This window comes from Streptomyces sp. NPDC016309 (genome assembly GCF_043077235.1).
In the GTDB taxonomy this organism is placed as follows: Bacteria; Actinomycetota; Actinomycetes; order Streptomycetales; family Streptomycetaceae; genus Streptomyces.
In genome coordinates this window covers 196,273-209,711 of the sequence record NZ_JBIBSG010000008.1, presented here as the reverse complement: position 1 = coordinate 209,711, position 13,439 = coordinate 196,273, and the positions used below count along the sequence as shown (strand labels likewise).

Sequence of the window (13,439 nt, the reverse complement as noted above, 5' to 3'; positions counted from 1 at the left end):
GACCGCCGTCAGCCGAGCCGGAGATGGTGCAGCATCAGCAGCCCGGCCGCCATGTTGGCGGCCGGGACCTCACCCCGGGCGATCATGTCCGGGACGAGTTTCAGCGGTATCCACTCGCGGCGGGACGACTCGAAGTCGTCCTGGGGGTGGCCCACGTACGTGGCGTCGTCCGCCCAGTAGAGGTGGTGGCGGGCGTCGGTGAGGCCGTTGGACGGTTCGACGGTCAGGAGGTGGTGCAGGGGGCCCGGGCGCCACCCGGTCTCCTCCTCCATCTCCCGGGCTGCCGCCGCGGCGACGTCCTCGCCGTCCTCGACGACCCCGGCGGCGAGTTCCCAGCCCCAGCTATCGGTGATGAAACGGTGCCGCCACAGCATCAGCACCTCGTTGGCCGCGTTGACGGCCGTCGCCACGGCCACCGGGCGGAGCCGGATGAGGAAGTGCTCCAGGTGCCGGCCGTCGGGGAGTGCGACGTCCGCGAGGTTGACCTTGAACCAGCGGTTCTCATAGATGGTTTGTTCGCTCAGGTTCGTCCACTGCACTTTTCTGCCACCTTCCGACAAGTAGGTGGCAATATCGCAGCAGGCCCTGGGACCGTGCGGAACGTCGCACGGCAAGGTCACAGCGGCACGCGCAGCGCCCCGTCGATGAGCCCGGCCGCCTCCTCGGCATCACTGCACCCGCTCGCCACCAGGTGTTCGCGCACCTCGCGCAACCGGTCCCGCAGCCGTTGCGACTCCATCCCGCGCGCCCGTTCGGCCATCTCGGCCGCCGTCACCGCCGCCCGGTCCGCCTCGCCCTGCCGCAGTTCGATCTGGCTCAGCATGGCGAGCCGGTGCACACGCCCCCGGTCGTGCGCCGGTGTGCGCACCGCCGCCGCCGCGTGCTCCCGCGCCCCGTCCAGATCGCCCAGGCTCAGCAGGGCCTCGGCGACCTGCACGTTGACCAGCCCTGGCTGGACGTAGCCGGTCTCGTCCGGCTCGTGGCCCGGCCGGATGCGCTCCGCGTCCGCCTCCGCCCGCCGGATGCATCTCAGCGCGCCGGACCCGTCGCCCAGGTGCGCGTACGCCTTGGCCTGCATCGCGTACAGGTCCGCGGCGAGCGCCGGGGTGATCTGCCGTCCCGCGGTGCGCAGCGCGGCCTCCGCGAACGCCACCGCCTGCCGGTACTCCCCCATGAACAGCGACTGGTTGACCAGCAGGGCGATCACATAACCGCCGAGCCCCCGGTCGCCGCTCGCCTTCGCCAGCCGCAGCGCCTGGTGGAAGTACCGCTGGGCGAGGCCGTGCGCGTCGGAGTCGTACGCGCAGATGCCGGCGACCGCGACCAGTCCGCCGGTCGCGCGGTGCAACTGGCGGCCCAGCGCGTCGCTGTAGCCGCCGCGCAGCAGCGGCGCGGTCTCCGCGTTGAGGAAGCCGACGATCCGGGCGCGGGTGGCGATGCCGCCCGCCCGGCGGTACATCAGCTCGTAGTGGGCGCGGGCCGCGCGCAGCATGGTGATGTCGGACAGGCTCACCCGGGTCTGGCCGTCGCGCGAGACGTCGGCGTCCTCAGGCGGGTTCTCCCACTCCCACACGGGCATCACGGCCGGGGTGCCGGTCACCGCCGGTGCGCCCAGGACGTGCGGCCGCTGCTGCTCGTCGGAGCGCCACAGCGCGGTGGCCCGCTCCACGAAGCCGGACAGCGGCGAGCCGTGCGCGGCGGCGGCCTCGCCGGGGACGCCCAGCCCGATGTCGTCCAGGGTGACGGGGCGGCGCAGCCGGGCGCCCAGCACCTCGCAGATCAGGTCCGGGACCTGGCCGCGCGGCCGCTGGCCCTTCAACCAGCGCGCCACCGCGGTGTGTTCGTACCGCAGCGCCAGGCCGCGCGCCCGTCCGGCCTGGTTCACGTGGGCGGCCAGGCCCGCGTGCGAGATCCCCGCCTCGTCGAGCAGGGCGTCGAGCAGGGTGTTGGGCTGCATGGGCCCCTCCGGTGACTCGGTGTGCCCAGACTAGTGGAGTCGGGTTCGCACGGGGTGTGAACGGAATGCCCGTATCCGTACTCCGCGCGCGCTGCCGCCGGGCGCCCGGCGCCGGTTGACTGGGCGGTCTCTCACAGAGGCGGCCGGGCCGCCGGCTCCCCCTCGAACAGTGCGGCGGCCCGCAGGAGCGTCGTCCGTCCTGCCTGATCTGCCCGACACTCCGCGGCAGGGCGGACGGCGCCGGCCGCACCGCCATGTCCCCGACGGACGCGACCGATGGGAGGGCACAGGACGGGTACGGCGCGGCCCCGGGTCCGCGCCGTACCCGTACGACCGTCGCGCACGGCCGATCACGTCCACGCCGCCGGGGAGACGCCCGGCGGTACCCGCGTCCCCGGCCCTACGGCGTCCGGTCCGGGCACGCGTGAGGGGCACGGCCCGTGGTCCCGGCCGTGCCCCTCCTCGTGCGTACGGGCGTCAGGCGCCGCGCAGCACCGCGCCGGTCCGCTCGGCGGCCACGGCCACCGCGGCGTCACGGGCGGCCGAGGCCTCCTCGACGGTCAGCGTGCGGTCGGCCGCCCGGAACCGCAGGGCGTACGCCAGGGACTTCTTGCCCTCGCCGATCTGCTCGCCCTCGAAGACGTCGAACAGCCGGATGGACTCCAGCAGTTCACCGGCGCCCTCGCGCAGCGCGCTGCCCACCTCGGCGGACGGCACCTGCCGGTCCACGACCAGGGCGACGTCCTGCGTGGCGACCGGGAACGCCGAGATCCGCGGCGCGCGCACGGCACCGGCCGAGGCCCGCTCGACGGTGTCGAGGTCCAGCTCCATCGCGCACGTACGGGCGGGCAGGTGCAGCGCCTTGATGACGCGCGGGTGCAGCTCGCCGGCGTGGCCGACGACCCGCTCCTCGCCGTCCACCACCACGGCCAGCTCGGCGCAGCGGCCCGGGTGCCACGGCCCGTACTGGCCCTGACGCACGATCAGCTCGGTGCCGGCCTCGCGGGCGACGGTCCGGGCGGCCTCGACGGCGTCGGCCCAGTCGGACGGGCGGCCACCGCCCCACCAGCCGGCCTGCTCGCGCGCCCCGGCCAGGACGACGGCGGCGTGCCGCGGCTGCTCGGGCAGGACGGCGTTGACGCCGGCGATCTCCTCGTCGGTCGGGCGCCGGTCGACGGGCAGCCGCACCGCGACGCCCTGCTCCCGGGCGGCCCTGAAGACCAGGCCGGTCTCGAAGAGCGCCAGGTCGTGGCTGCCGCGGCCGTCGTTGCGGCGCAGCGCGCCGAGCAGGCCCGGCAGCAGCGTCGTGCGGAGCGCGGGCTCCTCGTCGGAGAGCGGGTTGACGAGGGTGACGACCTCGCGGCACGGGTCGTCCGCCGGGATGTCGAGCTGGTCGAGGACCTGCTCGCCGATGAACGGGTAGTTCAGCGCCTCGACGTACCCGGCACCCGCCAGGGCGCGGCCCACGCGGCGGTGGGTGCGCTGGCGCTCGGTGAGCCCGCGGCCGGCCGGGGGCCTGGGGAGCGTGGAGGGCAGGTTCTCGTACCCCTCGAGCCGGATGACCTCTTCGGCGAGGTCGTTGGGCTCGTTGAGGTCGGGACGCCAGGACGGGACGGTGACGACCAGCTCGTCCTGCCCGTACACGTCGCAGCCGACCTCCTGGAGGCGGCGGACGACGGTCTCCCGGCCGTACGCCACGCCGGCGACGCGGTCGGGGTGGTCGGCGGGCATCGTGATCGTGCGCGGCGCGGACGGCGCGAGGACCTCGGTGACGCCGGCCTCGGCGGTGCCGCCCGCGAGGAGGACCAGCAGGTCGACGGTGCGCTGCGCGGCGGCGGCCGCGGCCTGCGGGTCGACGCCGCGCTCGAAGCGCTTGGACGCCTCCGAGGACAGCTTGTGGCGGCGCGCGGTGCGGGCGATGGAGATCGCGTCGAAGTGCGCGGCCTCGATGACCACCTCGGTGGTGCCGCGGACCTCGCCGGTCTCCGGGTCGGTCTCGGAGTCGGCGATCTCGGTGTTGGCGCCGCCCATGACGCCCGCGAGGCCGATGGGGCCGCGGTTGTCGGTGATGAGCAGGTCGGCCGGGTCGAGGACGCGGACCGTGCCGTCGAGGGTGGTGAGTTTCTCGCCGGGCTCGGCGCGGCGGACCCCGATGGGGCCGTCGAGCCGGGAGCGGTCGTAGGCGTGCAGCGGCTGGCCGAGCTCCAGCATCACGTAGTTGGTGATGTCCACGGCGAGGGAGATCGGGCGCATGCCGGCCTTCTGGAGGCGGCGCTGGAGCCAGATCGGGGAGCGGGCCTCCGGGTCGAGGCCGACGACGGTGCGCGCGGTGAAGCGGTCGCAGCCGATCGGGTCGGAGACCTTGACCAGGTAGCCGTAGGAGTTGGGCGCGGGCACGTCGAGGAGCGCCGGGTCGCGCAGCGGCAGGCCGTAGGCGGTGGCGACCTCGCGGGCGATACCGCGCATCGACAGGCAGTAGCCGCGGTCGGGCGTGACGGCGATGTCGAGGACCTCGTCGTACAGCTCCAGCAGCTCGGTGGCGTCGATGCCGACCTCGTACTCCGGCGGGAGGACGATGATGCCGTGGGAGCCGTCGTCGCCCATGCCCAGCTCGTCGCCGGAGCAGATCATGCCGCGCGAGACCTTGCCGTACGTCTTGCGCTCGGCGATCCGGAAGTCGCCGGGGAGGACGGCGCCGGGCAGGGCCACGACGACCTTGTCGCCCTCGGCGAAGTTCCGGGCGCCGCAGATGATCTCCTGCGGCTCGCCGGTGCCGTTGGCGCCGCCGACGTCGACGGTGCAGAAGCGGATCGGCTTCTTGAACTCGGTCAGTTCCTCGATGGTGAGGACCTTGCCCACCACGAGCGGGCCCGTCAGGCCGGCGCCGAGCCGCTCGACGGTCTCGACCTCCAGCCCGGCCGACACCAGCTTGGCCTGTACGTCACGGCCGGTCTCCGTCGCCGGCAGGTCGACGTACTCCCGCAGCCACGAAAGCGGGACCCGCATCAGATCTCCATCCCGAACGGCCGGGTGAACCGGACGTCACCCTCGACCATGTCTCGCATGTCTTCGACGTTGTGGCGGAACATCAGCATCCGCTCGATGCCGAACCCGAAGGCGAACCCGCTGTACTTCTCGGGGTCCACGCCGCAGGCGGTGAGCACCTTGGGGTTGACCATGCCGCAGCCGCCCAGCTCGATCCAGCCCTCGCTGCCGCAGGTGCGGCAGGGCCGGTCCACGTCGCCGACGGACTCGCCGCGGCACACGTAGCAGAGCATGTCCATCTCGGCGGACGGCTCGGTGAACGGGAAGAAGTTCGGGCGCAGCCGGGTCTTCATGTCCGGGCCGAAGAGCGCCTGGACCATGTGGTCCAGGGTGCCCTTGAGGTCCGCCATGGTCAGGCCCTCGTCGACGGCCAGCAGCTCGATCTGGTGGAAGACCGGGGTGTGCGTGGCATCGAGCTCGTCGGTGCGGTAGACGCGGCCGGGGCACACCACGTACACGGGCGGCTCGCGGTCGATGAGCGTGCGGGCCTGCACCGGGGAGGTGTGGGTGCGCAGCACGATGCCGGACTCGTCGCCCGTCGTGGCCTCGCCGTCGGAGGAGGTGCCCCGGACGAAGAAGGTGTCCTGCATCTGGCGCGCCGGGTGGTCCGGCACGAAGTTCAGGGCGTCGAAGTTGAACCACTCCGCCTCGACCTCGGGGCCTTCGGCGACCTCGTAGCCCATGGAGACGAAGACGTCCGCGACGCGCTCCATGAGGGTGGTCAGCGGGTGGCGGGCGCCGGCCGGGGTGCGGTCGTGGGGCAGGGTGACGTCCACCGCCTCCTCGACGAGCACGCGCGCGTCGCGCTCCGCCTCCAGCTCGGCCTGCCGGGCGGCCAGTGCCTTGTTCACGGCACCCCGGGCCTGCCCCACGCGCTTGCCGGCCTCGGCCTTGGCGTGCGGCGGCAGGGCGCCGATCTCCCGGTTGGCGAGCGCGAGCGGCGAGGTGGGGCCGGTCTGGGCGACCTTGGCCTCGTGCAGCGCGTCGAGGTCGCCGGCGGCCGCGAAGGCGGCGAGCGCCTCGTCCCGCATGCGCTCGATCTCTTCCGGTTTCAGTGCCTCGACCTCGACTGGGTCGTACGACTTGTTCGGTGCCGACATCTCTTCCCGTACTTCCGATGGGCTGGCTGGGGCCCCCGCTCGACGACCGAGGACGCAAAGGTGCCAAAGGACGAGTCTAACGGGGTGTGGGCGGCGCGATGAGCCGCGGATCAGCCCGTGGACACTCGGCGGGCCCTGGCTAGGCCAGGTAGGCCGGGGCGCCCACGGGCAGCGTAAATCGGAACTGGGCGCCACCGGCGGGTCCGCGGCCGACGGTGATGGTCCCGCCGTGCGCCTCGACGATGCCCTTGACGATGTACAGGCCGAGGCCGGTCCCGCCGCGCTTGCTCCCCCGCCAGAAGCGGGTGAAGACACGGCCCATCGACTCCTCGGGGATGCCGGGGCCTTCGTCGCTCACGGTGACGGCCGTTCCCTTCTCGTCGTCCTGGGGGCCGGTGGGGGCCACCTCGATGGTGACGGTTCCCTCACCGTGGCGCACCGCATTTTCCAGCAGGTTGCCGAGGATCTGGTCGATCTTGTCCGGGTCCGCCCACAGATCGGGCAGCGGGTGGCGTACGCGGACGAAGAACCGGTCCGGCGACTGGCCGCGGGCGGTGTGCGCCTGGACGTGGCGGCCGACGGCGGCCGCGATGTCGACCGGCTGGCGGCGCACCTCGAGACGCCCGGAGTCTATTCGGGAGATGTCGAGGAGTTCGGCGATCAGCCGGGTGACGCGGTTGGCGTCGGCGTCGACGGTCTCCAGCATCAGCCGCTTCTGGTCGTCGGTGAACCGCTCCCACTTGGCCAGCAGCGTGGCGGTGAACCCCTTGACGGAGGTGAGCGGGGAGCGCAGCTCGTGGGCGACGGTGGCGATCAGTTCGGCGTGGCTGCGCTCGGTGCGCCGCCGCGCCTCGGTGCCGCGGACGGTGACGACGACCTTCCGGACCGGCCCGAGGGGCTCCTCGCGCACGTAGCGGGCGGCGACGAGGACCTCCCGGTTGCCGGGCAGCAGGAGGTTGCGCTCGGGCTGGCCGACGCGGATGGCGAGTCCGCCGTACGGGTCGGTCAGCGTCCACCAGCGCCTGCCCTTGAGGTCCTCCAGCGGCAGCGCCTGGTCCAGGGGCCGGCCGAGTGCCTCGGCGCGGGGGACGGCGGTGAGGCGCACGGCGGCGGCGTTGAAGCACACCACCCGGCCGTCCGCGTCGGCGACGACGAGGCCGTCGGGCAGGTCGTCGGGGTCGATCCCGGGCGTGGCCGTCGCGGGCCCGGGCGTGGCGGGCGCGTCCGTCCCGGCCGTGTCCGTCCCGGTCGTGCCGGGAGCGGCGGAAGCGCCCGCGCCGGCGCCCGCTAAGGCGCCCTTCCGTGCCGCGGGCCTGCTGGTGCCGACCGTCATCCCCGTCTCCCACCCCTCCGTGTCACGCAGTGGGCCCCCGAGCCCGCCACCCTACTAGCTGGAGGTCACGGAGCGGCACCCTCCGGCAGCACGCTGCGCACGCGCGGAGCCGTAGAGACATACGGCCGCGGCGGTCGCCAGGTTCAGGCTCTCGGCCTTGCCGTGGATGGGGACGCGCACCACGGCGTCGGCGAGGGCGCGGGTCTCCTCGGGCAGGCCCCACGCCTCGTTGCCGAAGATCCAGGCGGTGGGCCCGCCCATGGTGCCGGCGTCGAGCTCGGCGTCCAGGTCGTCCCGGCCGGCCCCGTCGGCGGCGAGGATCCGCACCCCGGCGCCCCTCAGTCCGGCGACGGCCTGCTCGACGGGGACGCCGACGGCGACCGGGAGGTGGAAGACGGAGCCGACGGAGGCGCGCACCGCCTTGGGGTTGTAGAGGTCGACGGAGGCGTCGGTGAGGACGACGGCGTCGGCGCCGGCCGCGTCGGCGCACCGCAGCACGGTCCCGGCGTTGCCGGGGTCGCGTACGTGGGCGAGGACGGCGACCAGCTTGGGCCGGCCGGCGAGGATCTCCTCGAACGGCGAGTCCAGGAAGCGGCACACCCCGAGCAGCCCCTGCGGGGTGACGGTCTGGGAGACCTCGGCGAGCACGGCGTCGGAGGCGTGGTGGACGCGGGCGCCGGTGGCGCGGGCGGCCTCGACGATGCCGGCGTACCGCTCGGCGGCCTCGACGGTGGTGAACAGCTCCACCAGGGTCGGTTCGCCGCCGGTCCGGTGGGCGACGGCCTCGCGCACGGCCTGGGGGCCCTCCGCGATGAACCGGCGCTCCTTGCCCCTGAAGTTGCGCTTGGCGAGCCGCCGCGCCGCGATGACGCGCGGGGAACGGGGGGAGATCAGCTCGGGGGTGCCCATGGTGGTCGGCGGCTCTCTTCTCGTACGCGCGGGGGTTGAACAGACCGGACCCGCAGGCTCGGGGCCTGCGGGTCCGGAGGAAAGAACTGCGGCCTGGGAGATCAGGCAGCGGCCTTCGGGGCGTTGACGTCGCTCGGGAGCGCCTTCTGGGCGACCTCGACGAGCGCGGCGAACGCGTTGGCGTCGTTGACCGCGAGCTCGGCCAGGATCTTGCGGTCCACCTCGATGTTGGCGGCCTTCAGACCCTGGATGAGGCGGTTGTACGTCATGCCGTTGGCGCGGGCAGCGGCGTTGATGCGCTGGATCCACAGCTGACGGAAGTCGCCCTTGCGCTTCTTGCGGTCGTTGTAGTTGTAGACCAGCGAGTGGGTGACCTGCTCCTTGGCCTTGCGGTACAGGCGCGAACGCTGACCGCGGTAGCCGCTGGCCTGCTCGAGGATCGCCCGGCGCTTCTTGTGGGCGTTGACTGCCCGCTTGACGCGTGCCACTTGTTAACTCCTTGTAGCGGGGCCGTGGTTGGACTCACACGGCCCGGAAACGATATGGGTCCCGGTGTCGGGCTGCCCCCGGTGGCCGGGGGCGGAGGTCAGTCAGATGCCCAGCATCTTCTTGATCTTGGCGCTGTCACCCGGGGCCATCTCGGCGTTGCCGGTGAGGCGACGCGTCAGCTTGGACGACTTGTGCTCGAGCAGGTGGCGCTTGCCGGCGCGCTCACGCAGGATCTTGCCGGAGCCGGTGACCTTGAAGCGCTTCTTGGCACCGGAGTGCGTCTTGTTCTTCGGCATAGCGCCGTTCTCTCCTCGTCAGTGGCGCTCCCAGCCGGTCCGGGGACCGGCAGGCGGGAGCGTCATGTGTGTCGGTTGAATCCTGGGCGGGTGCCCGGGAATCAGGCCTCGGCGGCCTCGTCGGCAACCTCGTCGGCGACCTCGTCCGCCTGGGCGGGCTGGCCCTGGCGTTCGGCCTTGCGAGCGGCCTGGGCCTCGCGGGCCTCGGCCATCGCCTCGGTCTTCTTCTTGTGCGGGCCGAGAACCATGATCATGTTCCGGCCGTCCTGCTTCGGGTTCGACTCGATGAAGCCGAGGTCCTGGACGTCCTCCGCGAGCCGCTGGAGCAGGCGGTAGCCGAGCTCCGGCCGGGACTGCTCGCGACCACGGAACATGATCGTGATCTTGACCTTGTCGCCCTGCTTGAGGAACCGGACGACGTGACCCTTCTTGGTGTCATAGTCGTGCGGGTCGATCTTCGGCCGGAGCTTCATCTCCTTGATGACCGTGTGCGCCTGGTTCTTGCGCGCCTCACGGGCCTTCATGGCCGACTCGTACTTGAACTTCCCGTAGTCCATGAGCTTGCAGACCGGCGGACGGGCGTTCGCCGCGACCTCGACGAGGTCGAGGTCGTACTCCTGCGCAAGCTCCAGGGCCTTGGCAAGCGGAACAATCCCGACCTGCTCGCCGCTGGGACCGACAAGTCGCACCTCGGGAACGCGAATCCGGTCGTTGATGCGGGGCTCGGCGCTGATGGATCCTCCTCGGTAGCACCACGCGACCGCCTGGCGGACGGACGCGTAACGTCTGTTTAGTGAGACCAACCGCGCCGGCGCATGAAAAATGCCCCGGACGGGACACAGGCGGGGCTCCTCGTCATACCGGAGCACCGCCACGGCGTACCGCGGGGCGCACATCGGGCGGCTCCATCGTCCGTACGGAACGATGGTCGCCACCTGACCGGTGACCCGCCGTCCCGGAGGACGGTCAGGTGGGAGATCGGAGCCTCCACTTGTGGGCCGGAGCACGAGTCGTGTCCAGCCGGTCGTCACACCAGGTTACCAGCTCCCGCCGGGTGCGGCTAACCGGGACGGGGCGCATATCGTGGGCCCCATGAGTGACGCAACGCCGAGCAACGCCTCCGCCGCCCAGACCCCCGATTTCGAGACGATGACCCGCGACATCGCGGAGGTCCCCGCGGTCGAGGTGATCGTGACGGTCGCCGTCAACCTGATGAGCGCCGCCGCCGTCAAGCTCGGGCTCACCGAGGAGGGCGACGAGCACAAGGACCTCGACGAGGCGCGCAAGCTGATCCACGCGCTGGCGGGTCTCCTGGACGCGGGCGTCACCGAGATCTCCTCCTTCCACGCGGCTCCGCTGCGGGACGGTCTGAAGTCGCTCCAGCTCGCCTTCCGCGAGGCGTCCTTCGTGCCCGACGAGCCGGGTCAGGGCCCGGGCGAGAAGTACACCGGGCCGGTCTACGGCTGATCCGCGCGGCCGTCCCTCTCAGGGGCGTACGCAGTCTCAGGGACGTACGTAGAAGGGCTCGCCCGGGGGCGTGGCAGTGGCCGGCAGGAGTGCCAGGTCGAGGCCGCGCACCAGGCGGGCCCTCAGTGTCTCGTCGGCGGCCAGGGCGCGGGCGACGCGACGGGCCGCCTCGGCGGGGGCCGCGTCCGGGGCCAGCACCAGGGCGAGGGTGCCGTCCGCGGTGCCGGGGCCGAGGTGGGCGCGGAGGACCGCGGGTTCGGCGGCGACCACGGTACGCACCGCCGCCGTGACGGCCGGGTCCGCGAGCGGGTCGGTGGAGGTGCGGCCCTCGGCGAGGGCGAGCAGCGCGCGGCCGGTCAGCTGGTACGGCACCGGCCCGGCGAGGTCCAGCACCAGGGTGTCGGCCTTCTCGTGGGCGGCCGCCTGGAGCGCCTGGTGCAGCGGTACGGCGACGGGGCGGGCGGCCGGGTCCCACAGGGCCAGGGACGCGAGGGAGGTGAACGCCGGCAGGGCGCGGCGGTCGCCGGCCGTGAGCGTGGGGACGGCCATGTCGCTGGTCTTCTCGCGGCGCAGCCCCGTCTCCGGGTCCTCCTCCACCTCGCCGAGGACGGCGACGACCGGGACGAGCAGCCGGGCGTCCTTGAGGGCGGCGAGGACGCGCGGCTCGGCGGCCCGGTCCTCGGCCCAGGCCGCGAGGGCCTCGGCGAGCCTCGGGTCGGCGGTGCCGTCGTCGTCGGAGAAACCGGGGTCAGGGATGTTCTTGAGCGCCACGCGACGAGCCTAACGGCGCGGGTCAGCGCCCGGCGGCGCGGCCCCCGCGCCACAGCACGAGCGCGGCGGCCAGCAGCAGCACGCCGATCCCGCCGGCGACCGGGGCGAGCAGGCCGGTGTCCTCGTCCCCGCCGGGCGCGGCCGCCGGGCCCGTACCGAAGTACCGCTTGCCGTAGCCGGCGGTGGCGGCCTTGAGGTCGGCCGGGCGCAGCGCGGCACCCGCCCGGATCGCGGCGGCCGGGTCGACCGTCCCGTAGCCCTTGTCGATGTCGTGGCCGCCGCCCCGGGGGCGGTCCCGGGCGGTGTCCGTGAGCAGCTTCTTGACCTGGGCGGGGGTGAGCCCGGGGTGGGCGGCCTTGACGAGGGCGGCGGCGCCCGAGACGAACGCGGAGGCGGCGCTGGTGCCCCAGCCCTCGTAGTACTTGCGGTCGGGGTCGGCGATGATGATGTCGACGCCGGGCGCGCTGACCGTCGCGTACCAGCGGCTGGTGGAGAACGCGGCGTGGGTGCCGTACCGGTCGACGGCGGTGACCGCGATGACGCCGGGATAGGCGGCGGGGTACGAGATGTGGTCGCCCTTGTCGCCGCCGTTGCCGGCCGAGGCGACGACGACGGCGCCCTTGGACAGGGCGTACTGGACGGCGGCGTCCTCGCCCGCGTCGGGGTGGGCGGACTCGCTGTCGTCGCCGAGCGACAGGTTGATGACGTCGGCGCCCTGGTCGACGGCCCAGCGGATGCCCTGGGCGAGGGCGGTGCCCCGGGTGTTGCGGGCCTTGGTGCGGGCCGGGTCGCCGCCTTCGAGGATGACGCGGACGGGCAGGATCTTCGCCTCGGGCGCGATGCCGAGGACACCGTCCTCGCCGCCGGGGCCGTGCCCGTGGCCCGCGATGATGCCGGCCATGGCGGTGCCGTGGCGGGCCCAGGGCCGGTCGCCGCGCCGGGCGCCGAAGCCGATGAGGTCCTTGCCGGGCAGGACGTTGCCGGCGAGGTCCGGGTGGGTGTCGTCCACGCCGGTGTCCAGGACCGCGACGGTGACGCCCTCGCCCTTGGTGGTGTCCCAGGCCCCGGCGGTGTGCAGCGCCTCCAGGCCCCACTGGCGCTCCCGGATGGTGTCGGCGTGCGCGGGCGCGGCGGGCAGCACGGCGAAGGCGGTGGCGGCGAGGGCTGCCGTGAGGGCCGCGCCGCGGCGGCGGTGGGTCGGGGACGTCATCGGAGCTCCTGTGCGGCTTCCGCGCCGGTGGTCGCCGTGGTGCGGAGGCGGCGCTCGATCCGGTCGGCGATGCCGTCGGCGTCGTGGCCGAGTCCCGCCTGCGCGGGGGTGCTGGTCTGGCCCTCGGCCATCGCCTCGGCGGCGGGCTGCGGGTCGGCGACCGTACGGCCGTCGGCGAAGCCGGACACCGCGTAGACGATGACGGGTACGTCGGTGAGCACGCTCACCCGCCAGCTCGCCCGCTGCGCGTCCCCGAAGCGGGCGGCGACGGTGCCGGGTGCGGAGAGGGTGCGCGGCAGCAGGTCGGTGCGCTCGTCGAGGCTCTCGGCCCGGAAGCGCTCACGCAGCGCGGCCATGCCGGGGCGGTCGGCGTCGGTGAAGACCATGCCGACGGTGGTGACGCTGGTGGAGGTGGCGTCGGTGTACGTGGCGCGCAGCACCCGGTCGCAGCCCACCGGCCGCAGGGTCCGCAGCAGCAGCGGGTCGAAGGCCCCGGCGCACGGCCCGTCCGGCGCGACGGCGACCCGCGTCCAGGTGCGGTCGGCGCGTCCGGGTCCGGCGCCCTCGCCGTCGAGGGTGCGCGGGAACAGGGTGTCGACGGGGACGCTGTGCCAGAGGCCGCGCGCCTCGCCGAAGCGGTCACCGGCGGAGGTCCGCGCGGCCGAGTCCCCCACGAGCCACGACCCGGCGGCCGCCCCGCCGGTGAGCCCGAGCCCCAGCACCAGGCAGGCGACGGCCGCCGCCGCGCGGGCGGGGTGCCTGCTGCGGACGGGCCGGAGGCGGGTGGTCGTCTCGACGGGCGTCTCTGGGGGCAGCCAGTAGGGCGGGGCGGTCGGGTGCGGGGCGGTCACGTGCGGGGCGG

Annotated in this window: 13 protein-coding genes; 1 reads left to right on the top strand and 12 read right to left on the bottom strand. The window is 73.7% G+C overall.

The genetic code is table 11. The features are described 5' to 3' along the window. Nucleotides 1-8 precede the first annotated feature (8 nt). The 9 genes from ACF068_RS21550 to infC all read right to left on the bottom strand — a co-directional run bounded on the left by ACF068_RS21550 (nt 9) and on the right by infC (nt 9,932). On the bottom strand, nt 9-539 hold the full coding sequence (locus ACF068_RS21550; RefSeq protein WP_392275883.1) for an NUDIX domain-containing protein: 531 nt from the start codon (nt 537-539) through the stop codon (nt 9-11). 77 nt (nt 540-616) lie between these two features. Further along, nucleotides 617-1,957, bottom strand: a complete 1,341-nt coding sequence (locus ACF068_RS21545) for a transcriptional regulator (protein WP_392275882.1) — start codon at nt 1,955-1,957, stop codon at nt 617-619. A 477-nt stretch (nt 1,958-2,434) separates the two neighbouring features. Next, entirely contained in the window at nt 2,435-4,963 is a 2,529-nt protein-coding gene (pheT, locus tag ACF068_RS21540) for a phenylalanine--tRNA ligase subunit beta (RefSeq protein ID WP_392275881.1), read from the bottom strand. Next, a complete protein-coding gene (gene pheS, locus ACF068_RS21535) occupies nt 4,963-6,102 on the bottom strand; it encodes a phenylalanine--tRNA ligase subunit alpha (RefSeq protein WP_392275880.1) in 1,140 nt (379 codons plus the stop codon). Before pheS ends, pheT begins: the two co-directional genes overlap by 1 nt. Before the next feature lie 139 nt (nt 6,103-6,241). Continuing rightward, nucleotides 6,242-7,435 (bottom strand): ATP-binding protein, encoded by a 1,194-nt coding sequence (locus tag ACF068_RS21530; protein WP_392275879.1) that lies wholly within the window; start codon nt 7,433-7,435, stop codon nt 6,242-6,244. A gap of 54 nt (nt 7,436-7,489) precedes the next feature. Beyond that, on the bottom strand, nt 7,490-8,344 hold the full coding sequence (locus ACF068_RS21525) for a TrmH family RNA methyltransferase (protein ID WP_392275878.1): 855 nt from the start codon (nt 8,342-8,344) through the stop codon (nt 7,490-7,492). Between the two features lie 101 nt (nt 8,345-8,445). Then, on the bottom strand, nt 8,446-8,832 hold the full coding sequence (gene rplT, locus ACF068_RS21520; protein WP_064068121.1) for a 50S ribosomal protein L20: 387 nt from the start codon (nt 8,830-8,832) through the stop codon (nt 8,446-8,448). Nucleotides 8,833-8,934: 102 nt separating this feature from the next. Next, nucleotides 8,935-9,129 carry a 50S ribosomal protein L35 gene (gene rpmI, locus ACF068_RS21515; protein ID WP_041128339.1) on the bottom strand — a complete coding sequence of 65 codons (195 nt, stop codon included), beginning with the start codon at nt 9,127-9,129 and terminating at the stop codon, nt 8,935-8,937. Nucleotides 9,130-9,230: 101 nt separating this feature from the next. Beyond that, nucleotides 9,231-9,932, bottom strand: coding sequence for a translation initiation factor IF-3 (gene infC, locus ACF068_RS21510; RefSeq protein ID WP_392275877.1), 702 nt, complete (start codon nt 9,930-9,932; stop codon nt 9,231-9,233). 289 nt (nt 9,933-10,221) lie between these two features. On the opposite strand from infC, the gene ACF068_RS21505 reads away from it, so the two are divergent. After that, a complete protein-coding gene (locus ACF068_RS21505; RefSeq protein WP_392275876.1) occupies nt 10,222-10,596 on the top strand; it encodes a DUF1844 domain-containing protein in 375 nt (124 codons plus the stop codon). A gap of 36 nt (nt 10,597-10,632) precedes the next feature. Here the strand turns inward: ACF068_RS21505 and ACF068_RS21500 are convergent, their stop codons facing one another. The 3 genes from ACF068_RS21500 to ACF068_RS21490 are packed head-to-tail and all read right to left on the bottom strand — an operon-like array spanning nt 10,633 to nt 13,428. Continuing rightward, complete coding sequence (locus ACF068_RS21500) at nt 10,633-11,367, bottom strand: SseB family protein (RefSeq protein WP_392275875.1); 735 nt, start codon at nt 11,365-11,367, stop codon at nt 10,633-10,635. A gap of 22 nt (nt 11,368-11,389) precedes the next feature. Next, nucleotides 11,390-12,577 (bottom strand): type VII secretion-associated serine protease mycosin, encoded by a 1,188-nt coding sequence (mycP, locus tag ACF068_RS21495; RefSeq protein ID WP_392275874.1) that lies wholly within the window; start codon nt 12,575-12,577, stop codon nt 11,390-11,392. Continuing rightward, nucleotides 12,574-13,428 (bottom strand): hypothetical protein, encoded by an 855-nt coding sequence (locus ACF068_RS21490; RefSeq protein WP_392275873.1) that lies wholly within the window; start codon nt 13,426-13,428, stop codon nt 12,574-12,576. The genes mycP and ACF068_RS21490 overlap by 4 nt, the downstream gene beginning before the upstream one ends. Between the last annotated feature and the right edge of the window lie 11 nt (nt 13,429-13,439).

Coding starts and splice junctions, on each gene's coding strand:
- ACF068_RS21545 (WP_392275882.1), bottom strand. CDS start 1,957: ATGCAGCCCAACACCCTGCTCGACGCCCTGCTCGACGAGGCGGGGATC.
- pheT (WP_392275881.1), bottom strand. CDS start 4,963: ATGCGGGTCCCGCTTTCGTGGCTGCGGGAGTACGTCGACCTGCCGGCG.
- pheS (WP_392275880.1), bottom strand. CDS start 6,102: ATGTCGGCACCGAACAAGTCGTACGACCCAGTCGAGGTCGAGGCACTG.
- ACF068_RS21530 (WP_392275879.1), bottom strand. CDS start 7,435: ATGACGGTCGGCACCAGCAGGCCCGCGGCACGGAAGGGCGCCTTAGCG.
- ACF068_RS21525 (WP_392275878.1), bottom strand. CDS start 8,344: ATGGGCACCCCCGAGCTGATCTCCCCCCGTTCCCCGCGCGTCATCGCG.
- rpmI (WP_041128339.1), bottom strand. CDS start 9,129: ATGCCGAAGAACAAGACGCACTCCGGTGCCAAGAAGCGCTTCAAGGTC.
- ACF068_RS21505 (WP_392275876.1), top strand. CDS start 10,222: ATGAGTGACGCAACGCCGAGCAACGCCTCCGCCGCCCAGACCCCCGAT.
- mycP (WP_392275874.1), bottom strand. CDS start 12,577: ATGACGTCCCCGACCCACCGCCGCCGCGGCGCGGCCCTCACGGCAGCC.